Origin of the sequence: Streptomyces sp. NPDC015125 (genome assembly GCF_043080045.1) — a bacterium.
In the GTDB taxonomy this organism is placed as follows: domain Bacteria; phylum Actinomycetota; class Actinomycetes; order Streptomycetales; family Streptomycetaceae; genus Streptomyces.
Map to the genome: position 1 here is coordinate 50,366 of NZ_JBIBVF010000029.1, position 18,923 is coordinate 69,288.

An 18,923-nucleotide genomic window follows, 5' to 3' on the forward strand; every position below is an offset into this window, starting at 1 on the left:
GCGCGTCACGCTGCCTTCCGCCACAGAGAGGTGCGCTGCCGGGGGGTGCCGCGCCGCCAGGGGGTGCACAGCCACTGGATGGTCACCAGCAGCGCGTCGGCGACCAGGGCGAGCAGCAGGGTCAGGACCACACCGGCGATGACCGGGGTGGGGAAGTTGCGCTGGAAGCCGTCGGTGAAGAGCTGGCCGAGGCCGCCGTAGCCGATGTAGCTCGCCACGCTGACCAGCGAGATGGACATGACGGTGGCGACCCGTACGCCCGCCATGATCACCGGGAGGGCGAGCGGCAGCTCGACGGTGAGCAGGGTGCGCAGCGGCCCGGTCCCCATCGCCGTCGATGCCTCCCGGGCCTTGACCGGTACCGCGTCCAGACCCTCGACGGTGTTCCGTACGAGGACGACCAGGGTGTACGCGGTCAGACCGACGATCGCAGTGGTGCGGGTGAGGCCGGTGACCGGCAGGAGGAGGACGAAGAAGGCGAGGGAGGGGATGGTGTAGAGGATGTTGGACGCGCCCAGGATGAAGCCGCGCAGCGGCCGTACCCGGTGGGCGAGGACCGCCAGCGGCAGCGCGATCAGCAGGCCGAGGAGGACGGCGGGCACGGCGGTGGCGAGGTGGTCGGCGGTCAGGCGGGCCATCTCGTCGGCGTGGTCGGGGAACCAGCCCCACTCGATGGTCATGCGGGGCGCTCCGTGGCGGAGGGGGGCTTGATGGGCTCGGGGGCGGTGGGCCCGGCGGCCGCCGCCCGGCCCGCCTCCGCGTGGCTGCGGCCCGCCCGGTCGTGGATGGCGTCACGGGAGGTGAGGCCGGTGAGCACCCCGTCGTCGGAGACCCGGGCGACGGCGGCGGCGGGGGAGGAAACCGCCTCGTTGAGCGCCGAGAGGAGCGAATCGCCGTCGCGCAGCGGCCGTACGGCCTCCAGCGGGGCCTCGCCGGCCGTCCCGCCGGCGGGCAGCGCGTCGGTGTCCAGCCAGCCCAGCGGTTCCCCGCGCGGCGCGGTCACCACCCGCCAGCGGCCGCCGTCGCGGGATATCCCGCCGACCGGCTCGTCGGCGGGTATCGCCCGGCCGGGGGCGTACGGGACGTCCGCGAGGGTGGTGAGCGAGAGCAGCTTGAGCCCGCGCTCGGCGCCCAGGAAGTCGGCGACGAAGTCATCGGCGGGGCGGGCCAGCAGCTCGGCGGGCTCGGCGCACTGCACGAGCCGGCCGCCGGTGCGGAAGACCGCGATCCGGTCGCCCAGCCGGACCGCCTCGTCGATGTCGTGGGTCACGAAGACGACGGTCTTGCGCAGCTCCTCCTGGAGCCGCAGCAGCTCGTTCTGCAGCTGGGTGCGCACGACCGGGTCGACGGCGCCGAACGGCTCGTCCATCAGCAGCACGGGCGGGTCGGCGGCGAGCGCACGGGCGACGCCGACCCGCTGCTGCTGGCCGCCGGAGAGCTGGTGCGGATAGCGCTTGCCGGCGTCGGCGGGCAGGCCGACCAGCTCCAGCAGCTCGGCGGCGCGGGCGCGGGCCTTGCGCTTGCCCCAGCCCAGCAGCAGGGGGACCGTCGCGATGTTGTCCAGGATCGTACGGTGAGGGAAGAGACCGGACTGCTGGATGACATAGCCGATGCCGCGGCGCAGCTCGGCGGCGTCCGCCTCCAGGATGTCGCGGCCGCCGACGCTGATCCGGCCGGAGGTCGGCTCGACCATCCGGTTGACCATCCGCAGGGTGGTGGTCTTGCCGCAGCCCGACGAGCCGACGAGGACGGTGACCCCGCCCTCGGGGAGGTCCAGGGACAGCTCGTCCACGGCGGTGGTGCCATTCGGGTATCGCTTGCTGACTGCGTCGAACCTGATCATCCGCTGCCCCTTGCCCGGCCTGCATAGTGTCATGCAGAGTCATAGGCACGTGAATAGAAGTCAATAGGCGGGAGTGAATCGCCCGCTACCTCGCCTGTTACTTCGGCTCACCGTACGGAGAGAGGTGTCGGACTTCCGTCCACAAAGCGCGTTATAAGAGGGAGTTGAGCCCCTTGGTTTCTCACATGCTGGACAGTGGCCCCCGTCTCGGGCGGCGCATCACACTCGATGGCACCGGCCTGCACAGCGCCGATATCGCCGCCCTCGCGGAACGCACCGCGCACCCCACGGCGCCCGACCCCAAGGCCTTCGCCCGCGCCGAGGAATCCTGGGAGACCGCGCGCCGCCTCGCCGCCACCGGCCGGGTCTACGGGCGCAGCACCGGCGTCGGCGCCAACCGCACGGAGGACGTCGGGGTCGCGGATGCCGACCACGGACTGCGGCTGCTGCGCAGCCACGCCGGCGCGGTCGGCGACCCGCTGCCTGCCCGCGAGGTCCGCGCCATGCTCGCCGTACGCGCCAACCAGCTGCTGGCGGGCGGCGCGGGCCTGAACCCCGCCGTCATCACCTCGCTGCTCACCGCCCTGGACACCGGTGCGCACCCCGTCGTCAACGAACACGGCGCCGTCGGCACCGGCGACCTGGCCGCGCTCGCCCAGACGGGACTCGCGCTGGCCGGCGAACACCCCTGGCACTGCGCGTCCGGCGGCCGGGCTCCCGCCCCCATCGCCCTCGACAGCAACGATGCGCTCGCCCTGATCAGCAGCAACGCCCTCACCCTCGGCCAGTCCGCGCTCGCCCTCGACGAACTGCGCCGGCTCCTGGCCGCCTCCCTCCCCATCGCAGCGCTCTCCCTGCTCGCGGTCGGCGGCTCGTACGAGCCCTTCGCCGAACCCGTCATGCTCGCCCGCCCGCACCCCGGCTCGGCGGCCGCCGCCACCCGGTTGCGTACCCTCTCCGGCGTTCCGCCCCGCCCGGCCCCGCCCCTCGGCCGTATCCAGGACCCGTACGGCTTCCGCTGCATCCCGCAGATCCACGGCCCGGCGCTGGACGCCGCCGACACCTTGGACGAGGTACTGACGGTCGAGGTGAACGCCGCCGCCGAGAACCCCCTGATCAGCATCGAGGACCAGGCCGCCTACCACCACGGCAACTTCTACGCCGCACATGCCGCGCTCGCCCTGGACGCCCTCCGGCTGGCCGTGTTGCAGACCGCCCAGCTGTCCACCGCCCGGCTCGCCGCGCTCTCCGAGCCCGACTTCACCCGGCTGCGCCCGTTCCTGGGCGATGCGGCACCGGCCAGCTCCGGCGTGATGATCCTCGAATACGCGGCCGGCGCCGCGCTCGGCGAGATGCGCGCGGTCTCCCAACCGGCCTCGCTCGGTCATGCCGTCCTCTCCCGCGGCGTCGAGGAACAGGCCAGCTTCGCTTCCCTGGGCGCGCGCCAGAGCCTGCGCGCCGGTACGTACTACCGCCAGGTCCTCGCCTGCGAACTGGTCGCCGCCGTACGGGCCTTGCGGATGCGCTCCCTGGAACCCGACCCGGACATTCCGCTCGCCGCCGCCTATGCCTTCGCCGCCGACGCCCTGGACCCGCGGATGGAGGACCGGCCGCTGACCGATGACGTGGCGGTGGCGGCGGGGCTGCTGGACGGGCTGGCGGAGTGGTGAGGGGAGTGGTGCGGCGCGGTGCGGTGCGGGGAGTGGTGCGGCGCGGTGCGGTGAGGGGAGTGGTGCGGCGCGGGGTGCTGCCGTGCGCGACGGGCGGGAGGTGTGGGGTGTTGCCGTGCGCGACGGGCGGGAGGTGTGGTGTTCGCGGACGGCCCGGGGAGGCGTGGCGTTTCCGGGCGGCCCGGCACGGCGTGGTGGTTCCGGGCGGCCCCGGGGCGTGGAGTTCCGTGTGGCCCCGGGAGGCCGGGGACGGGTGAGGGCGGGTGAGGGCGGGTGAGGGCGGACGGCCGGATCGCGGCGCGTAGCGCGGACCGGAGCGGGCCAGGAATTCCGTACAGTCGGTCGACACAGGACAGGACAAGGCCCCCGACCGGGCCGGGAAGAAGAGGCGATGAGCGGGGACGGGGACAAGGGCGGCGGCATCGGCGGCATCGGCGGCGCGACCGGCGACGGGCCGCGGGGCAGGGCCGACCGGACGCCGGGCGCACCGGCCACCACGGACACGGACACGGACACGGGGACGGCGACGGGCGCGGGTGCGGGCGCGGGTGCGGGCACGGGTGCGAGCGCGGGTGGGAATGCCGGCACGGACACCACCGGCACGGACACCACCGGCATGGAGGCCGGCGTCTCCGCTACGGACGCCGCCGTCTCCGCTACGGACGCCGCCGTCTCCGCTACGGACACCGGCGTCTCCGTTATGGACACCGGCACCGCCGCCCGGCTGCAGAAGCTCTTCGAGGGGCACCGGCTGACCCCCACCCAGCGCCGGATCGCCCACTGCATGGTGCGCCGGGCCGCCGATGCGCCCTTCCTCTCCAGCGTCGAACTGGCCGAACTGGCCGGGGTCAGCCAGCCGTCCGTCACCCGCTTCGCCGTCGCCCTCGGCTTCGACGGCTACCCGGCGCTGCGCCGCCATCTGCGCGAGGTCGCCCCTACGGACAAGCCCGGCGACACCGGCTCCTACAACGAGTACCAGCAGGCCGTCCAGGCGGAGATCGACAACCTCCGCCGGCTCGCCGCCGCCCTCGCCGACCCGTCACCGGTGGTCGAGGCGGGCCGCCTCTTCGCCGCCTCCCGGCCGCTCCCCGTCCTCGGCCTGCGCGCCGCCACCGCCCAGGCGGCCGGTTTCAGCTACTTCGCCCGTAAGGTCCATCCCGACGTCCGGCTGCTGGACGAGGGCGGCACCATGCTCACCGACCGCATCGACGCAGCGGTACGCGCCGGCGCGAGCGCCCTCCTCTGCTTCGCCCTGCCCCGCCACCCCCGCGAGGTCGTCGACGCCTTGGAATACGCCCGCGCCGCCGGCCTGACCGTCGTCACCGTCGCCGACAGTGCCTTCGCCCCCGTCGCCCACCACACCGACCTCCTGCTCCCGGCCCCCGTCGGCACCGGCCTGGCCTTCGATACGGCCTGCGCCCCCATGCTCCTGGGCCGCGTACTGCTGGAAGCGATGTGCGACGCGCTCCCGGACGCCCAGGCCCGCCTGGAGGAATTCGACGCGGGGGCGGCGGCCCGGGGGCTGTTCGTGGAGTGAGGGGGCGGGGCTCGCCCTTACGGTCGCGGCCAACGCCAACGCCAACGCCAACGCCAACGCCTGCGCCAACGCCAACGCCTGCGCCCAGCGCCCGGGGCCGGCGGCCCGGGCTCCGGGGGTGCCCAGTAGTGCCCGGGGGCGCTTGCTTGTCACGGCTCTCGCTCTGCTCCCCGGCCGCCCCGCTCCCTGGCCTGCCCTGCCCTGCCCTGCCCGGCCCCGCGCCCTGGCCTGCCCTGTCCCGCCCCGCCCTGCCCTGCCTGGGCCGAAAATCTCTTTCCGTCTCAGGGAATCCTCATCCGGCCTGGCTACGATCCCCCGCCGTACAGCTGGGCCCGACAGGTCGGGCGTAGCGGTCTCGGGGCGAGGAGGTCTGTCGTGGGGCACGGGGCGTATGTGCTGAGGCGGGTGGCAGTGGTGGTACGGGCGCCGGCGGGCTGGCTGTGGTGGCCGGGGCTGCTGGCCGCGGGGATCGGGGTACTGGTGCCGGGGCTGACCGGGCGGACGGTCGGGCTGCCGGCAGGGGCGGCGTTCTTCGTGGGCGCGGCGCTCGTGGTGTTCGCGGTGCGACGTGGGCGGTATGCCGCGCTGGCGGCCGACGCGCCACGGGCCGGGAAGGCCGTCATCCTCCAGGACCGGTCGGTCACCCTCCGGATCTGGCGCCGCGCACATCGCTGGTGGTTGCTGCTCGCCTTTCTGGCGGCGGTCGCTTCGTCCTGCGCGCTGCCGTCGGCCGGTGGACTGCTGATGGCCGGGGCCGCGCTCGGGCTGTGGGGCAAGGCGTGGTGGCTGGGCCGCTGGGAGCGGCAGCACGAGGCGCTGTTGTGGGTACGCGCGGAGTCCGCAGGCCGGGGCGGGGCGGCGGGCAAGGAGGTCCGGGGGTATGTGCGGACGGGCACGGCTGCCGGGGACGCGCGGCCCGGTGGGGCGCGGGTCCCCGGGGTGCGGGCCGGCCGGTAGGGGGCGGCGGCCGGGGCCCGAGGGGTCCGGCTACTGCCTCCCGAGCTCGCCCAGCGACTTCGCGTGTGCACCGCCGCTTTCCGCGGTCAGCTCCTCCAGGGTCTGCGGCGTCCGGACGGTCGCGAAGCGGACCCCGCCGTCCGCGTCCGTGGCATAGCCGTAAATCCCCGGGCGGGGGAGGGAGTTGTAGGCGAAGTGGGTGGAGAAATAGTACGCGCCGGTGTCCAGGAGGGCGGCGTGGTCGCCGGCCTCCAGGCGGGGGAGCGGACGGTTCTCCGCAACCAGGTCACCCGCGAAGCAGCACGGTCCCGCGATGTCCTGGGCGACCGGAGCGCTCGTCTTGGGGCGCCCTTCGCTGTCATAGGCCGCGACCCGGATGGGCCAGGCCTCGGGGACGAAGACCGTGCGGGTGGCGACCTGGGCCCCGGCGTGGGTGACGGCGATGGGGCGGCCGCCGGCCGACTTGGCGTACTCGACACGGGCGAGGACCGTGCCGTGCTTGGCCAGCAGCGAGCGGCCGAATTCGGTGACGATCCCGTAGCGGCCGGACAACAGGCCGGGGACGGTCGCGTGCAGCAGCGCGACGTACTCGCGGTAGGTCGGGGTGGTGGCGTCCGAGGAGAAGTTGACCGGCAGGCCGCCGCCGATGTCGAGGGTGTCGATCTGACGCCGGCCGGCCTTCTCGTTGATCTCCTCGGCGAGGTGGAACAGGACCTTGACGCCCGCGGCCATCAGCTCCAGGGGCATGCCCTGGGAGCCGACGTGGGCGTGCAGCCGGGTCAGCCACGGGCGGGCGAGGAAGGCCTGCACGACCCAGTCGCGGACACCCTCGTCCCGCAGTCCGACGCCGAACTTCGAGGTGTCCGTGGCGGTGCTCATCGCCCCGATGCTGCCGCCACCGATCTGGGGGTTGACCCGCAGGCCGATGGGTGCGCTGCTCGGTGCCGAGGCCATCAGCGCGTCGATCCGAGCCAGTTCCTCGGGGTTGTCGGCGTTGACGGCGATCCCGAGAGCCAGCGCCTCCCGCAGTTCGGCGACGGTTTTGGCGGGCGAGTCCAGGACGGTCCGGGCGACCGGTACGCCGGCGGCCCGGGCCAGCGCCAGCTCGCCGGGGCTGGCCACCTCGCAGCCGAGCCCCTCCTGCGCAAGCAGCCGCAATACGGGCACCAGCGAGGCGGCCTTCACCGCGAAGGCGTGCAGCACCGGGGTGCCCGGCGCGGTGAACTCCTCGAAGGCGGCGCGGAGTTCCGCCGCCGACCGGCGGATCCCGGCGATGTCGAGCAGTCCGGCAACGGGCTCGCCGGGGCCTACCAGCCCGCGCGCGATGGCTGCCTGAATGGCACGGTCTCGCTCCGTGAAGTTCATGGGTCAACTCCATCATTGGGTGGGGGTGTGACGCCAACCGGGACCGGGGCGCCCGGGAGACTTCCGGGTCGGGGAGGCCTCGGCCTTCAGCCCGGGCCGCCGGGCCGGCTCCGGACCTGATCGGTAGGGCCGGCCCCGGGCCTGTGGGTCCCGGCCCCGGGCCTGTGGGCCTCGGATCCCGGTGTACGGCCCAGCCTCCCGGCCCTGGGCCCAGCCTCCCGGTCCTGGGCTCAGGCCGCCCGGCCGCCGCCCCACCCCGCCTTGCTGTGGCGTTCGGAGAGGCGGGAGCCGGACTCCCGGCGGGCGGCGCGGCGCAGGAGCGGGACCGCGAGCAGGAAGCCGAGGACGGCCCAGGCGGTGAGTATCAGCGCCACGGTCGGCAGCTCCCATGATCCGGCCGGTTCCGCGGCGCGCGCGGCGTCCGGCAGGAGGGCCGCGCGCAGGCCCTGGGCCATCCACTTGAGCGGGAAGACCGAGGCGATCTTCTGGACCAGCGCGGGCAGCGAGGTGAGCGGGAACATCGCTCCCGAGGTGATCAGCAGCCCCATCGCGGGCAGCATGATCAACGCAAGCGCCTCACGGGGGTTCGGCAGCACCGCGCCGATGGCCGCCCCCAGCGGGACGACGGCGAGCAGCCCGAGCGCGCTGACCCACAGCAGCGTCAGCCACCCGCCGGGCCCGTGCGGCAGCGGCCCGTCCACCAGCACTGCGGCGGCTCCCAGCAGGACGGCCAAAGTCCCGAACGCCATGGCGACCACCAGCAAGGACTTGGCGACGAGATAGGCGGGTATGCCGCCGGGGGTGGCGCGCAATCGCAGCAGAGCGCCTTCCTCGCGCTCGGTCACCAGGATCTGCGGAAGATTGACCAGCCCGATCTGGAACAGCAGATAGGCGGCGAAGCCCGCGAGCGCCAGATGGGCCATCGGCACACGGGTGCCGGGGACGTGGTCGCTGATATAGCCGGCGAGCAGCAGCGCGACGACGACGTTGACCAGATGGCCGCTCAATTCCTTGGGGTTGCGGACGAGGTGGCGGAGTTCGATGCCGCCGCGCAGCAGACCGGCACGCCAGTAGCGACGGCGGCGCGATCCGGCCCCCGCGGTGGCGCCGGCCGTGACCGTCCGCCCCGCCGTGTTCTCCCCCTGGGCCATGCCCGTCACCACGGTCGCTTCGCTCGAAGTAGTCACTTCGGTCCCCCTCATGCTTCCTTCTCCCCGTACGAGGCTTCCCCGCCCGAGGCCTCCGTGTGCGAGGCCTCCCCGCCCGGCCCGCCCGGCCCGCCCGGCGTCACGGCCCCGCCCGTGGCTCCGGCCCCGCCCGCACTTCTGGTCCCTGCTCCCGCCCCTGCGCCCGCTCCCGCCCCTGCGCCCGCTCCTGCCCCTGCTCCGGCCCCGTCCCCGGCTCCGTCGTCCTGGTGCACCATGTGCAGGTAGGTGTCCTCCAGCGTCGGGCGGCGGACCTCCAGGTCGGCCACCGGTCCCCCCGTGTCCCGGTGGAGTTCCCAGACCAGTTGGGAGGGGGCCTCGGTGCGTTCCCGGCGGGCCGTGCCGTCGGCCGTCGTCCAGCGAACCTCGGCCTGCGCGGCGGCCCGGCGAGCCAGTTCCGCCGGGGTGCCACCGGCCCTGATCCGGCCGCTGACCAGCACGGCTATCCGGTCGGCCAGCCGCTCGGCCTCCGCCAGATCGTGGGTGGTGAGCAGCACCGTGACGCCCTCGTCGCGGGCGAGCCGCTCGACCAGGTCGTGGAAGTCGCGCCGGGCCTCGGGGTCGAAGCCCGTGGTCGGCTCGTCCAGGAAGAGAAGTTCGGGGCGGCCGACAATCGCCAGTGCCACGTCGAGGCGCCGCCGCTGTCCGCCGGACAGCCGGTCGACCTGCTGCCCGGCCTGCTCGGTGAGGCCGACCAGGGCCAGCAACTCGGCGGGATCTCGGGGAGCGGCGTAGTACAGGGCGAAGTGCCTCAGCAGCTCGGCCACCTGCCAGCGGCGGTGGTCGCGCCAGGATTGCAGGACCAGACCGATCCGGGCACGCCAGGCGTCGTCGCCGCGCGCCGGGTCCGTCCCCAGGACGGCGACCTCCCCGGCGGAGCGCTGCCGGAAGCCCTCCAGGATCTCGACGGTGGTGGTCTTCCCCGCACCGTTGGGGCCGAGCAGCGCGAAGATCTCGCCGCGGTGGATGTCCAGGTCGATGCCGTGCAGGACGTGTGTGTCGCCGTACGACATCCTCATGTCGCGTGCCCGGATGACGGGCCGGCCGGCGGATCCGGCCGGGCCCGCGGCGGCCGAAGCGGTCGTGGACCGAGGGACGGTCGGCTCCGAAGCGGTCGTGGACGGGGGGACGGTCGGCTGTTCGGTTGTCGTCATCGGCCCGCCTCCGCGCGCTGTTGCTGTTGCCCTGTCCCTGTTGCCGCCGCTGTGGGCTCCGCCGGCGCCGTGGACTCCGTCGCCGGTGCGGGCGACGCCGTGGGACCCGTGCCCTCGACGATGGCCCGCAGCGCGGCCACATGACCCTCGAAGGCGGTCCGGCCGCGGTGCGTCAGCCGTACCTTGGTGCGCCGCTTGCGGCCGCCGCCTTCCTTGCGGATCTCCAGATACTCCGCCTCTTCCAGGGTGTGCAGCTGTTTGGAGAGCGCGGAGTCGCTGAGCGAGAGGCTGTCGCGGATGAAGGGGAAGTCGGCCCACTCCGTGGCGGCGAGCAGCGCCACCACGGACAGCCGGGTGGAGGGGTGGATCAGTTCGTCGAAGCCGCTCGGGGTGCTCATCGGCCTGCTCCCTTCCGGAGGGTTCTCGTGCCGCGGTCGCGCAGTGAGCTGACCGCCCAGCGGTTCGCCGGCCCGACGAAGAGGACGAAGACGCCCGCCGAGGCGGTGGCCTGGATCAGACTGCCGAAGGGCAGCGCGAGCCAGTCGACCAGCAGGCCGGAGCCCAGGATGGTCACCACGGTCACCGCCATGCCCGCGAAGAAGATGGCGAACGACCGCCAGCTGTGGCGCGAGCGGTGCAGCCGCATCCGGGTCCTGCGGTTGTAGATCACAGCCAGCGAGCCGAGCAGGGTGACGTAGGCCGTGAGTACCAGCCAGAACGCCCACCCGGGCAGATCGAGGCCCGTAACGGCGAGGAACACCCACATGACTCCGGCCGTGGTGTAGGCCGACCCCGTGTCGTCGTGGGCGGTTCGTTCGATCTCGTCGTACACCCGCTCCTGCGGTACCCGGATGCGCTGCAGATCCTTCCAGGCCTGTTCGGCATCCACTGATGTGCTCATGGCCATCGCCTCCCCAAGGCGGTCAGACGTCCCCCGTTGACTTGCCTATCAGGAAAGTTAGCGCAGACTTTCCCGATGGGCAAGTCGAAATCGACGGGCGGGTTGGCCGGTTCCTGCGGCTCGCGGCGGGCAGCCCTCCGCGCCCTGTTGACTAGCGCTATTCATCGACCTCAATATGTGAATAGCTCAATCCATTCGATGTCAGGGAGGCACGGCCCATGTCGGGACCGCGACCCGTGCGGGCGCCGCGCGGTACGGAGCTGAGTGCTCGGGGATGGCAGCAGGAAGCCGCGCTGCGCATGCTGCAGAACAACCTCGATCCGGAGGTGGCCGAACACCCGGACCAGCTCGTCGTCTACGGCGGCACGGGCAAGGCCGCACGTGACTGGCGCTCCTTCGACGCGATGGTGCGCACGCTCACCACGCTGAAGCAGGACGAGACGATGCTCGTCCAGTCCGGCAGGCCGGTCGGCGTGATGCAGACGCACGAATGGGCGCCGCGGGTGCTCATCGCCAACTCCAACCTCGTCGGCGACTGGGCCAACTGGGAGGAGTTCCGCCGCCTGGAGGCCCTCGGGCTGACCATGTACGGGCAGATGACCGCCGGTTCGTGGATCTACATCGGCACCCAGGGCATCCTCCAGGGCACCTATGAGACCTTCGCGGCCGTCGCGGCGAAGAAGTTCGGCGGCACACTGGCCGGGACGATCACGCTCACCGCCGGCCTCGGCGGTATGGGCGGCGCCCAGCCGCTCGCCGTCACCATGAACGACGGCGTCGCGATCTGCATCGACTGCGACCCTCGCGCCATCGAGCGCCGGATCGAGCACCGCTACCTGGACGTGAAGGCGGACAGCCTCCAGCACGCGCTCCAGCTCGCCGTCGAGGCCCGCGACCAGCGCAAACCGCTCTCCATCGGCCTGCTCGGCAACGCCGCGGAGCTGCTGCCGCAGCTGCTCGCCGAGGGCGCGCCGATCGACATCGTCACCGACCAGACCAGCGCCCACGACCCGCTGGCCTACCTTCCGGTCGGCATCGACTTCGACGACATGGCCGCCTACGCCGCCGAGAAGCCCGCCGACTTCACCCAGCGGGCGCGCGAGTCGATGGCCCGGCACGTCGAGGCCATGGTCGGCTTCATGGACGCCGGCGCCGAGGTCTTCGACTACGGCAACTCGATCCGCGGCGAGGCTCAGCTCGCCGGATACGAGCGGGCCTTCGCCTTCCCCGGCTTCGTCCCCGCCTATATCCGGCCACTGTTCGCCGAGGGCAAGGGGCCGTTCCGCTGGGCCGCGCTGTCCGGCGACGCCCGCGACATCGCCGCCACCGACAAGGCGATCCTGGACCTCTTCCCGGAGAACGAGTCGCTGGCCCGCTGGATCAAGCTGGCCGGCGAGCGGGTGCACTTCCAGGGCCTGCCCGCCCGGATCTGCTGGCTCGGCTACGGCGAGCGGGACAAGGCCGGCGAACGCTTCAACGAGATGGTCGCCGACGGCACCCTGCGCGCCCCGCTGGCCATCGGCCGCGACCACCTCGACTGCGGCTCCGTCGCCTCGCCCTACCGCGAGACCGAGGCCATGAAGGACGGCTCGGACGCGATCGCCGACTGGCCGCTGCTCAACGCCATGGTCAATGTCGCCTCCGGTGCCTCCTGGGTCTCGCTGCACCATGGCGGCGGCGTGGGCATGGGCCGCTCGATCCACGCCGGCCAGGTCACCGTCGCCGACGGCACCCCGCTGGCCGGCGAGAAGATCCGCCGGGTGCTCACCAACGACCCCGGCATGGGCGTCATCCGGCATGTCGACGCGGGCTACGAGCGGGCCGACGAGGTGGCCGCCGAGCGCGGCGTCCGCATCCCGATGCGCGAGGGCGAAGGCGAGGACGCGTGACCGCCTCGTTCCACGAGATGTGGGAGGAGTTGCGGCCCCTCGGCCGCAACTCCTCCTCCGGGGGCTACCGCCGCTACGCCTGGACCGGCGCCGACGCCGACTGCCGCGCATGGTTCCGGGCCCAGGCCGAGACCCGTGGACTCACCTGCGAACTGGACCGCAACGGCAACCAATGGGCCTGGCTCGGCGCCACCGGCTACCAGGACGTGGACCCGGGCGACGCCGTCGTCACCGGCTCGCACCTGGACTCCGTACCGGACGGCGGCGCCTTCGACGGCCCGCTGGGTGTCGTCTCCTCCTTCGCCGCGCTCGACGAACTCCGCCGGAGGGGGGCGGAGTTCGACAAGCCCCTGGCGATCGTCAACTTCGGCGACGAGGAAGGCGCTCGGTTCGGCCTGGCCTGCGTCGGCTCCCGGCTCGCGGCCGGGGCGCTGACCACCGAGGCCGCGCACCGGCTGTGCGACGGCGACGGCATCACCCTCCCGCAGGCCATGGAGCGCGCCGGATACGACCCGGAGGCCATCGGCCCGGACCCCGAACGGCTCGCCCGGATCGGTGCATTCGTCGAGCTCCACGTCGAACAGGGCCGTGCCCTGGACCTGTCCGGTGACCCGGTCGGCATCGCCTCCGCCATCTGGCCGCACGGCCGCTGGCGTTTCGATTTCCACGGCGAGGCCAACCACGCCGGCACCACCCGGCTCGACGACCGCCGGGACCCGATGCTCAGCTATGCCGCGACCGTGCTCGCCGCCCGTGAGCAGGCCCGGCTGACCGGTGCCCTGGCCACCTTCGGGAAGATCAGCGTGGAGCCGAACGGCGTCAACGCCATCCCCTCGCTCGTCCGCGGCTGGCTGGACTCCCGCGCCCCCGACCAGGACACCCTGGACACCGTGATCACCGGGATCGAGCAGGCCGCCGCCGAGCGCGCCGCCCGCGACGGGGTGGAGCTGGCCGTCGTCCGCGAATCCTTCACCCCCGTCGTGGAGTTCCAGCACGCCCTGCGGGACGAGCTGAGTGCGATCCTCGGCAAGTCGGGGGAGCGGACCGTACCCGTCCTGGGCACCGGCGCCGGGCACGACGCAGGTATTTTGTCCGGAACGGTGCCCACCGCGATGCTGTTCGTCCGCAACCCCACCGGGGTGTCGCACTCGCCCGCCGAGGCGGCGGACGAGGACGACTGCGCCGCCGGGGTCACCGCACTCGCCGACGTACTGGAGGGGCTGGCGTGCCGCTGACGACGCAGGCAACACCGATGACGTACTGGCTCGAACACGCCTGGCTCGGCACCCACGTCGAGCCGGGCGTGACGGTGGACACCGCGGACGGCCGGATCACCGCGGTCCGTACCGGTACGGACACCCCGCCGCCCGGCGCCACCACCCTGCGCGGCCTGACCCTCCCCGGTCTCGCCAACGCCCACTCGCACGCCTTCCACCGCGCCCTGCGCGGCACCGTCCAGGTCGGCACCGGCACCGGATCACCCCCGCAGCGGCGGGGACATGCGACGGCGGAAGGCGTGGAGCGGGCGCCGGATTCATTTTGGACCTGGCGCGAGGTGATGTACGGGGTCGCCGACAAGCTCACTCCCGACAGCTATTACTCGCTCGCGCGTGCGACGTACGCCGAGATGGCGCTGGCCGGCATCACCTGCGTCGGCGAATTCCACTACCTCCACCACGCGCCGGGCGGTACCCGCTACGACGACCCCAACGCCATGGGCGAGGCGCTGGTCTCCGCCGCCGAGGACGCCGGTATCCGGATCACCCTCCTGGACACCGCCTATCTCTCGGCCGGCTTCGGCGCCCCGCCCGACCACCACCAGCTGCGCTTCTGTGACGGCACCGCCGAGCGCTGGGCCGAGCGCGCCGACGCACTCAAGGAGCGCGCACACGCCCGCATCGGCGCCGCCATCCACTCCGTCCGCGCCGTCCCCGCCGACCAGCTCGGCACCGTCGCGGACTGGGCCCGCGAACGGCAGGCCCCGCTGCACCTCCACCTCTCGGAGCAGACCGCCGAGAACGACGCCTGCCGCGAGGCCCACGGCTGCACCCCCACACGGCTGCTGGCCGACCACGGCGCGCTGGGCAGCCGCACCACGGCCGTGCACGCCACCCACCTCACCAGCGAGGACATCGAGCTGCTCGGCGGCTCCCACACGGGCGTGTGCATGTGTCCCACCACCGAACGCGACCTCGCCGACGGCATCGGCCCGGCCGCCCGGCTCCAGGGCCGCGGCAGCCCGCTGTCCCTCGGCAGCGACAGCCACGCGGTCATCGACCTGCTCGAAGAGGCCCGCGCCATGGAGCTGGACGAACGGCTGCGCACCCGCACCCGCGGGCACTGGACGGCCGCCGCCCTGCTGCGCGCCGCGACCGCCGACGGTCATGCCGCCCTGGGCTGGGACGATGCCGGCGCCCTGGAGACCGGCGCGCTCGCCGACCTCACCACGATCGCACTGGACTCCGTACGCACCGCCGGACCACTGCCCCGGCTGGGCGCCGAAACGGCCGTATTTGCCGCCTCCGCGGCGGACGTACGGCACACCATCGTCGGCGGCCGGCAGATCGTCCGGGACGGTGTGCACACCCTTGTCCCCGACGTACCCACCGCCCTCGCAGAGTCCATCGCCGCGGTACGCGGCTGAAGGAGAACACCCCCGCGATGACGACGACCTCCACGCCGACCACCACCGCCATCACCCACATCTCCCAGCTCGTCACCAACGACCCCTCCCTCGGCGAAGGCCCCCTCGGCCTGATCCAGGACGCCGCGGTCGTCATCGACGGCGACCGCATCGCCTGGGTCGGTGCCTCCAGCAAAGCACCCGCCACCGACAACGCCGTCGACGCGGGCGGCCGGGCGGGTATCCCCGGCTTCGTCGACTCCCACTCCCACCTGGTCTTCGCCGGCGACCGCACCGCGGAGTTCAACGCCCGGATGTCCGGCCGCCCGTACTCCGCCGGCGGCATCCGCACCACGGTCGCCGCCACCCGCGCCGCCACCGACGAGGCGCTGCACGCCAACGTCGCCCGCTACCTCGCCGAGGCACTCCGCCAGGGCACCACCACCCAGGAGACCAAGTCCGGCTACGGGCTCACCGTCGAGGACGAGGCCCGCGCACTGCGCATCGCCGCCGAGCACACCGACGAGGTCACCTTCCTCGGCGCGCACATCGTCTCGCCCGACTACGCCGACGACCCGGCCGGCTATGTCGACCTGGTCACCGGCCCGATGCTGGACGCCTGCGCCCCGCACGCCCGTTGGGTCGACGTGTTCTGCGAGCAGGGGGCCTTCGACGGCGACCAGGCCCGCGCCGTCCTGGCCGCGGGCAAGGCCAGGGGCCTGGTGCCGCGGGTGCACGCCAACCAGCTCGGCCACGGCCCCGGCGTCCAGCTCGCCGTCGAACTCGACGCCGCCTCCGCCGACCACTGCACCCACCTCAGCCCCGCCGACATCGACGCCCTCGCGCAGTCCGACACCGTCGCCACCCTCCTGCCGGGCGCCGAGTTCTCCACCCGCGCCCGGTGGCCCGACGCCCGCCCGCTGCTGGACGCGGGCGCCACCGTCGCCCTGTCCACCGACTGCAACCCCGGCTCGTCCTTCACCAGTTCCATGCCGTTCTGCATCGCGCTGGCGGTCCGCGACATGGGGATGACCCCCGACGAGGCGGTGTGGTCGGCGACCGCGGGCGGCGCCCGTGCGCTGCGCCGTACGGACGTCGGACGGATCGCTCCCGGCGCCCGCGCCGACCTCGCCCTCCTGGACGCCCCCTCGCACGTCCACCTCGCCTACCGGCCGGGCGTCCCGCTCGTCTCGGCCGTGTGGCACCAGGGAGTGCGCGTCTGACCGCCGTACGGCGCCTGTGACGTCCGCCCCGGCTCCGCGGAGCCGGGGCGGACGTCATACGGGCACCAGCAAAGGAGGGCCCGTCCCGAACAACCCCGGGGCAGGCCCTCCTCTGCGCGGGCGGCTGCCGGTCGCACGGACCGGCAGGGACCGCGGTCCCTCACTCCTCGACCATCAGCCCCTTGCGGAGCCGCACGAGGGTGCGGGAGAGCAGACGGGAGACATGCATCTGGGAGATGCCCAGCTCCTCGCCGATCTCGGACTGCGTCAGATTGGCGACGAAGCGCAGCGAGAGGATCTTCCGGTCGCGCGGCGGGAGTTCGGCGATCAGCGGCTTGAGGGATTCGACGTACTCGATGCCTTCGAGCCCGTGGTCCTCGTAGCCGATGCGGTCCGCCAGCGCGCCTTCGCTGTCGTCCTCCTCGGGCTGGGCGTCCAGCGAGCTCGCGGTGTACGCGTTGCTCGCGGCCATGCCCTCGACGACCTCGTCACGGCTGATGTCGAGGCGTGCGGCGAGTTCGTGGACCGTGGGGGCGCGGTCCAGCTTCTGCGCCAGTTCGTCGCCCGCCTTGGCGAGGTCCAGCCGCAGCTCCTGCAGACGCCGCGGTACGCGCACCGACCAGCTGGTGTCACGGAAGAAGCGCTTGATCTCACCGACGATGGTCGGCATGGCGAACGTCGGGAACTCGACGCCACGGCTGATCTCGAAGCGGTCGATCGCCTTGATCAGGCCGATCGTGCCGACCTGGACGATGTCCTCCATGGGCTCGCTGCGGGAGCGGAACCGGGAGGCCGCGAACTTCACCAGCGCGAGGTTGAGCTCGACCAGAGTGTTGCGGACGTACGCGAATTCGTGGGTGCCTTCCTCGAGCGTTTCGAGACGTTCGAAGAGGGTCTTGGACAGAGCCCTCGCGTCCACCGGACCCACCTCGTCGAACGGCGGGATCTCGGGCAGCCCCTCGATCTCAGACAATCCCGCCAGATCTGATTCGGCAGGGAGCGGCTGGGAAGGGATGTGCCCGGTCGGGTCGGACGGGGGTGTCGACGATGCGGACTGCCGGGGGTCGTCGGTGCGCAGTTCGTCGAGCCGGGGTGACATGGTCTCCTCCATCGTTCTCGGCATATGGCTGCCGATGCCTCTACGTGAAGCTGCGGTGTGCGGCGCCTCCAAAGCCGGCCGTTTCGGATGTGTGCTTCTACGCCTACCTGGCTTTGCCTGAAGATGGCAAGTACGCGTTGTCCATATATTGGGCAATACGCGGATTGTTCGGCTACCGAGAGGCGTCGGGAAGGCGTAGGGTTCGCACGAGCGCAGTAGGTAAGCAAACAGTCGTCTAGACAGCAGGAGAGGTGCGCGCGCATGGACCGCGGGACGGTCGGCAGTGCAAGCCGGGGCCGGCTTCATGTCGAGATCCGCCATCACGGCGCCAGCGCGGTCGTGACGGTTTCGGGTGAGCTCGATCACCACACCGCAGATCTGTTGCGTGAGTCACTCGAAGGCTGCGTGGACGACGGATACGCACGCCTGGTGGTGGACTGCTCACCCCTTGAGTTCATGGACTCCACCGGTCTCAATGTGTTGCTCGGCGCCCGCCTGAAGGCGGAGGCCGAGGGGGGCGGAGTCCATTTGGCCGGGATGCAGCCGGTAGTCGCCCGGGTCTTCGAGATCACCGGCGCCGAGGCGGTTTTCACGGTGCACGACTCCCTCGACGCGGCCCTGGCCGACTGACTACGGCGACGGTGTCCGGAACGCTGCATTCCGGGCACGTAGTCCGTGTCACAACTTCCGTACCCAAGAAGTGGGTGTTCTCACGGTCCGGTCGGGCAGGAGACATCTGAATCCGTTGAATCAGTCAGTATCTGTTTTCCGTGAACAGGCGAATCGGTGAGGTGAAGCGCTGATGAGCACCACCCGGCCGTATCCGCCGGGCGATCTCGGCCCGGAGTCGGGCGGCGTGGGTGCTTCCGCCGCCCCGGCTGCCGTCCCGGCGGGCCAGATCCGCCGGCTGCGCCTGGCGGGCACCCGAGGGGCCGTGGCGCGCGGCCGTGACTTCGCCCGGCAGGCGCTGCACGACTGGGGCTGGCTGCCGGCCGCGAGCGCCGACCGGCGTGCCGCGGCCGAGGATGTGCTGCTCGTCGTCTCGGAACTGGTCACCAACGCCTGCCTGCACGCCGAAGGGCCCGAGGAGCTGCGGTTGCGCTGCACCGCCAAAGTGCTGCGCCTGGAGGTCAGCGACCTCGGCACGGGCTCGCCGGCGCCGCGCAGCCCGCACCGTCCGGGCCGTCCCGGCGGTCACGGCATGTTCATCGTGCAGCGCCTGTGCCTGGACTGGGGCGTGGTGCGCAACGCCGACGGCACGGGCAAGACCGTCTGGGCGGAGCTCGCCGCGCCGTCCTGAGGGACGGGCGATTCGCCGGGAAGAGCTGAGCGCGGGCCCAAGGGCCCGCGCTTCGTCGTGCGAGGGCTCCCCCGCCCACGGCATCCCGGCCCATGGCGTCCCCGGATCCCGGCGCACCCCCGGCCCCCTCCTGTCGAGGCCGGATTTCCCCGCCGTG

Annotated in this window: 17 protein-coding genes; 9 read left to right on the top strand and 8 right to left on the bottom strand. The window is 72.8% G+C overall.

Annotated features, from left to right (window positions below):
• Nucleotides 1-5: 5 nt before the first annotated feature.
• Complete coding sequence (locus ACF088_RS37435; RefSeq protein WP_392380429.1) at nucleotides 6-680, bottom strand: ABC transporter permease; 675 nt, start codon at nucleotides 678-680, stop codon at nucleotides 6-8.
• Nucleotides 677-1,843 (bottom strand): ABC transporter ATP-binding protein, encoded by a 1,167-nt coding sequence (locus ACF088_RS37440; RefSeq protein WP_392380430.1) that lies wholly within the window; start codon nucleotides 1,841-1,843, stop codon nucleotides 677-679. Before ACF088_RS37440 ends, ACF088_RS37435 begins: the two co-directional genes overlap by 4 nt.
• 185 nt (nucleotides 1,844-2,028) lie before the next feature.
• Between ACF088_RS37440 and ACF088_RS37445 the strand changes: the two genes are divergently transcribed.
• From ACF088_RS37445 to ACF088_RS37455, 3 genes are all read left to right on the top strand, one after another.
• Nucleotides 2,029-3,513: an aromatic amino acid ammonia-lyase gene (locus ACF088_RS37445; protein WP_392380483.1), complete on the top strand. Its 1,485-nt coding sequence runs from the start codon at nucleotides 2,029-2,031 to the stop codon at nucleotides 3,511-3,513.
• 700 nt (nucleotides 3,514-4,213) lie between these two features.
• Nucleotides 4,214-5,050, top strand: coding sequence for a MurR/RpiR family transcriptional regulator (locus ACF088_RS37450; protein WP_392380484.1), 837 nt, complete (start codon nucleotides 4,214-4,216; stop codon nucleotides 5,048-5,050).
• A gap of 375 nt (nucleotides 5,051-5,425) precedes the next feature.
• On the top strand, nucleotides 5,426-6,007 hold the full coding sequence (locus tag ACF088_RS37455; protein WP_392380432.1) for a hypothetical protein: 582 nt from the start codon (nucleotides 5,426-5,428) through the stop codon (nucleotides 6,005-6,007).
• Nucleotides 6,008-6,037: 30 nt separating this feature from the next.
• On the opposite strand, the gene ACF088_RS37460 is transcribed toward ACF088_RS37455, so the two are convergent.
• The 5 genes from ACF088_RS37460 to ACF088_RS37480 form a co-directional block, all read right to left on the bottom strand.
• Nucleotides 6,038-7,372 carry a diaminopimelate decarboxylase gene (locus ACF088_RS37460; protein ID WP_392380433.1) on the bottom strand — a complete coding sequence of 445 codons (1,335 nt, stop codon included), beginning with the start codon at nucleotides 7,370-7,372 and terminating at the stop codon, nucleotides 6,038-6,040.
• Nucleotides 7,373-7,602: 230 nt separating this feature from the next.
• Nucleotides 7,603-8,523 carry an ABC transporter permease gene (locus tag ACF088_RS37465; protein WP_392380485.1) on the bottom strand — a complete coding sequence of 307 codons (921 nt, stop codon included), beginning with the start codon at nucleotides 8,521-8,523 and terminating at the stop codon, nucleotides 7,603-7,605.
• A gap of 47 nt (nucleotides 8,524-8,570) precedes the next feature.
• Nucleotides 8,571-9,731, bottom strand: coding sequence for an ABC transporter ATP-binding protein (locus ACF088_RS37470; RefSeq protein ID WP_392380435.1), 1,161 nt, complete (start codon nucleotides 9,729-9,731; stop codon nucleotides 8,571-8,573).
• Entirely contained in the window at nucleotides 9,728-10,129 is a 402-nt protein-coding gene (locus ACF088_RS37475; RefSeq protein ID WP_392380437.1) for a transcriptional regulator, read from the bottom strand. The genes ACF088_RS37470 and ACF088_RS37475 overlap by 4 nt, the downstream gene beginning before the upstream one ends.
• Nucleotides 10,126-10,632: a hypothetical protein gene (locus ACF088_RS37480; RefSeq protein WP_392380438.1), complete on the bottom strand. Its 507-nt coding sequence runs from the start codon at nucleotides 10,630-10,632 to the stop codon at nucleotides 10,126-10,128. Before ACF088_RS37480 ends, ACF088_RS37475 begins: the two co-directional genes overlap by 4 nt.
• Before the next feature lie 218 nt (nucleotides 10,633-10,850).
• Here ACF088_RS37480 and hutU point away from each other — a divergent pair, with 218 nt between their 5' ends.
• The 4 genes from hutU to hutI are packed head-to-tail and all read left to right on the top strand — an operon-like array spanning nucleotide 10,851 to nucleotide 16,367.
• On the top strand, nucleotides 10,851-12,521 hold the full coding sequence (gene hutU / locus ACF088_RS37485) for a urocanate hydratase (RefSeq protein WP_392380439.1): 1,671 nt from the start codon (nucleotides 10,851-10,853) through the stop codon (nucleotides 12,519-12,521).
• 17 nt (nucleotides 12,522-12,538) lie between these two features.
• Nucleotides 12,539-13,756, top strand: coding sequence for an allantoate amidohydrolase (locus ACF088_RS37490; protein ID WP_392380486.1), 1,218 nt, complete (start codon nucleotides 12,539-12,541; stop codon nucleotides 13,754-13,756).
• A 17-nt stretch (nucleotides 13,757-13,773) separates the two neighbouring features.
• Nucleotides 13,774-15,165 (top strand): formimidoylglutamate deiminase, encoded by a 1,392-nt coding sequence (locus ACF088_RS37495; RefSeq protein WP_392380487.1) that lies wholly within the window; start codon nucleotides 13,774-13,776, stop codon nucleotides 15,163-15,165.
• A gap of 17 nt (nucleotides 15,166-15,182) precedes the next feature.
• Entirely contained in the window at nucleotides 15,183-16,367 is a 1,185-nt protein-coding gene (gene hutI / locus ACF088_RS37500) for an imidazolonepropionase (protein ID WP_392380440.1), read from the top strand.
• 160 nt (nucleotides 16,368-16,527) lie between these two features.
• Here hutI and ACF088_RS37505 read toward each other — a convergent pair whose 3' ends face one another.
• Entirely contained in the window at nucleotides 16,528-17,466 is a 939-nt protein-coding gene (locus tag ACF088_RS37505) for an RNA polymerase sigma factor SigF (protein ID WP_392380488.1), read from the bottom strand.
• Between the two features lie 261 nt (nucleotides 17,467-17,727).
• Here ACF088_RS37505 and ACF088_RS37510 point away from each other — a divergent pair, with 261 nt between their 5' ends.
• Entirely contained in the window at nucleotides 17,728-18,096 is a 369-nt protein-coding gene (locus ACF088_RS37510) for an STAS domain-containing protein (protein WP_018093152.1), read from the top strand.
• Nucleotides 18,097-18,268: 172 nt separating this feature from the next.
• On the top strand, nucleotides 18,269-18,766 hold the full coding sequence (locus ACF088_RS37515; RefSeq protein ID WP_392380441.1) for an ATP-binding protein: 498 nt from the start codon (nucleotides 18,269-18,271) through the stop codon (nucleotides 18,764-18,766).
• Nucleotides 18,767-18,923: the final 157 nt, after the last annotated feature.

Excerpts from the sequence above, each read along its gene's own strand:
- ACF088_RS37490 (WP_392380486.1), top strand. The coding sequence starts at position 12,539 with ATGTGGGAGGAGTTGCGGCCCCTCGGCCGCAACTCCTCCTCCGGGGGC.
- hutI (WP_392380440.1), top strand. The coding sequence starts at position 15,183 with ATGACGACGACCTCCACGCCGACCACCACCGCCATCACCCACATCTCC.
- ACF088_RS37465 (WP_392380485.1), bottom strand. The coding sequence starts at position 8,523 with ATGGCCCAGGGGGAGAACACGGCGGGGCGGACGGTCACGGCCGGCGCC.
- hutU (WP_392380439.1), top strand. The coding sequence starts at position 10,851 with ATGTCGGGACCGCGACCCGTGCGGGCGCCGCGCGGTACGGAGCTGAGT.
- ACF088_RS37460 (WP_392380433.1), bottom strand. The coding sequence starts at position 7,372 with ATGAACTTCACGGAGCGAGACCGTGCCATTCAGGCAGCCATCGCGCGC.
- ACF088_RS37475 (WP_392380437.1), bottom strand. The coding sequence starts at position 10,129 with ATGAGCACCCCGAGCGGCTTCGACGAACTGATCCACCCCTCCACCCGG.
- ACF088_RS37505 (WP_392380488.1), bottom strand. The coding sequence starts at position 17,466 with ATGTCACCCCGGCTCGACGAACTGCGCACCGACGACCCCCGGCAGTCC.
- ACF088_RS37450 (WP_392380484.1), top strand. The coding sequence starts at position 4,214 with ATGGACACCGGCACCGCCGCCCGGCTGCAGAAGCTCTTCGAGGGGCAC.
- ACF088_RS37470 (WP_392380435.1), bottom strand. The coding sequence starts at position 9,731 with ATGACGACAACCGAACAGCCGACCGTCCCCCCGTCCACGACCGCTTCG.
- ACF088_RS37515 (WP_392380441.1), top strand. The coding sequence starts at position 18,269 with ATGAGCACCACCCGGCCGTATCCGCCGGGCGATCTCGGCCCGGAGTCG.
- ACF088_RS37495 (WP_392380487.1), top strand. The coding sequence starts at position 13,774 with ATGACGTACTGGCTCGAACACGCCTGGCTCGGCACCCACGTCGAGCCG.
- ACF088_RS37435 (WP_392380429.1), bottom strand. The coding sequence starts at position 680 with ATGACCATCGAGTGGGGCTGGTTCCCCGACCACGCCGACGAGATGGCC.
- ACF088_RS37445 (WP_392380483.1), top strand. The coding sequence starts at position 2,029 with ATGCTGGACAGTGGCCCCCGTCTCGGGCGGCGCATCACACTCGATGGC.
- ACF088_RS37480 (WP_392380438.1), bottom strand. The coding sequence starts at position 10,632 with ATGAGCACATCAGTGGATGCCGAACAGGCCTGGAAGGATCTGCAGCGC.
- ACF088_RS37510 (WP_018093152.1), top strand. The coding sequence starts at position 17,728 with ATGGACCGCGGGACGGTCGGCAGTGCAAGCCGGGGCCGGCTTCATGTC.
- ACF088_RS37440 (WP_392380430.1), bottom strand. The coding sequence starts at position 1,843 with ATGATCAGGTTCGACGCAGTCAGCAAGCGATACCCGAATGGCACCACC.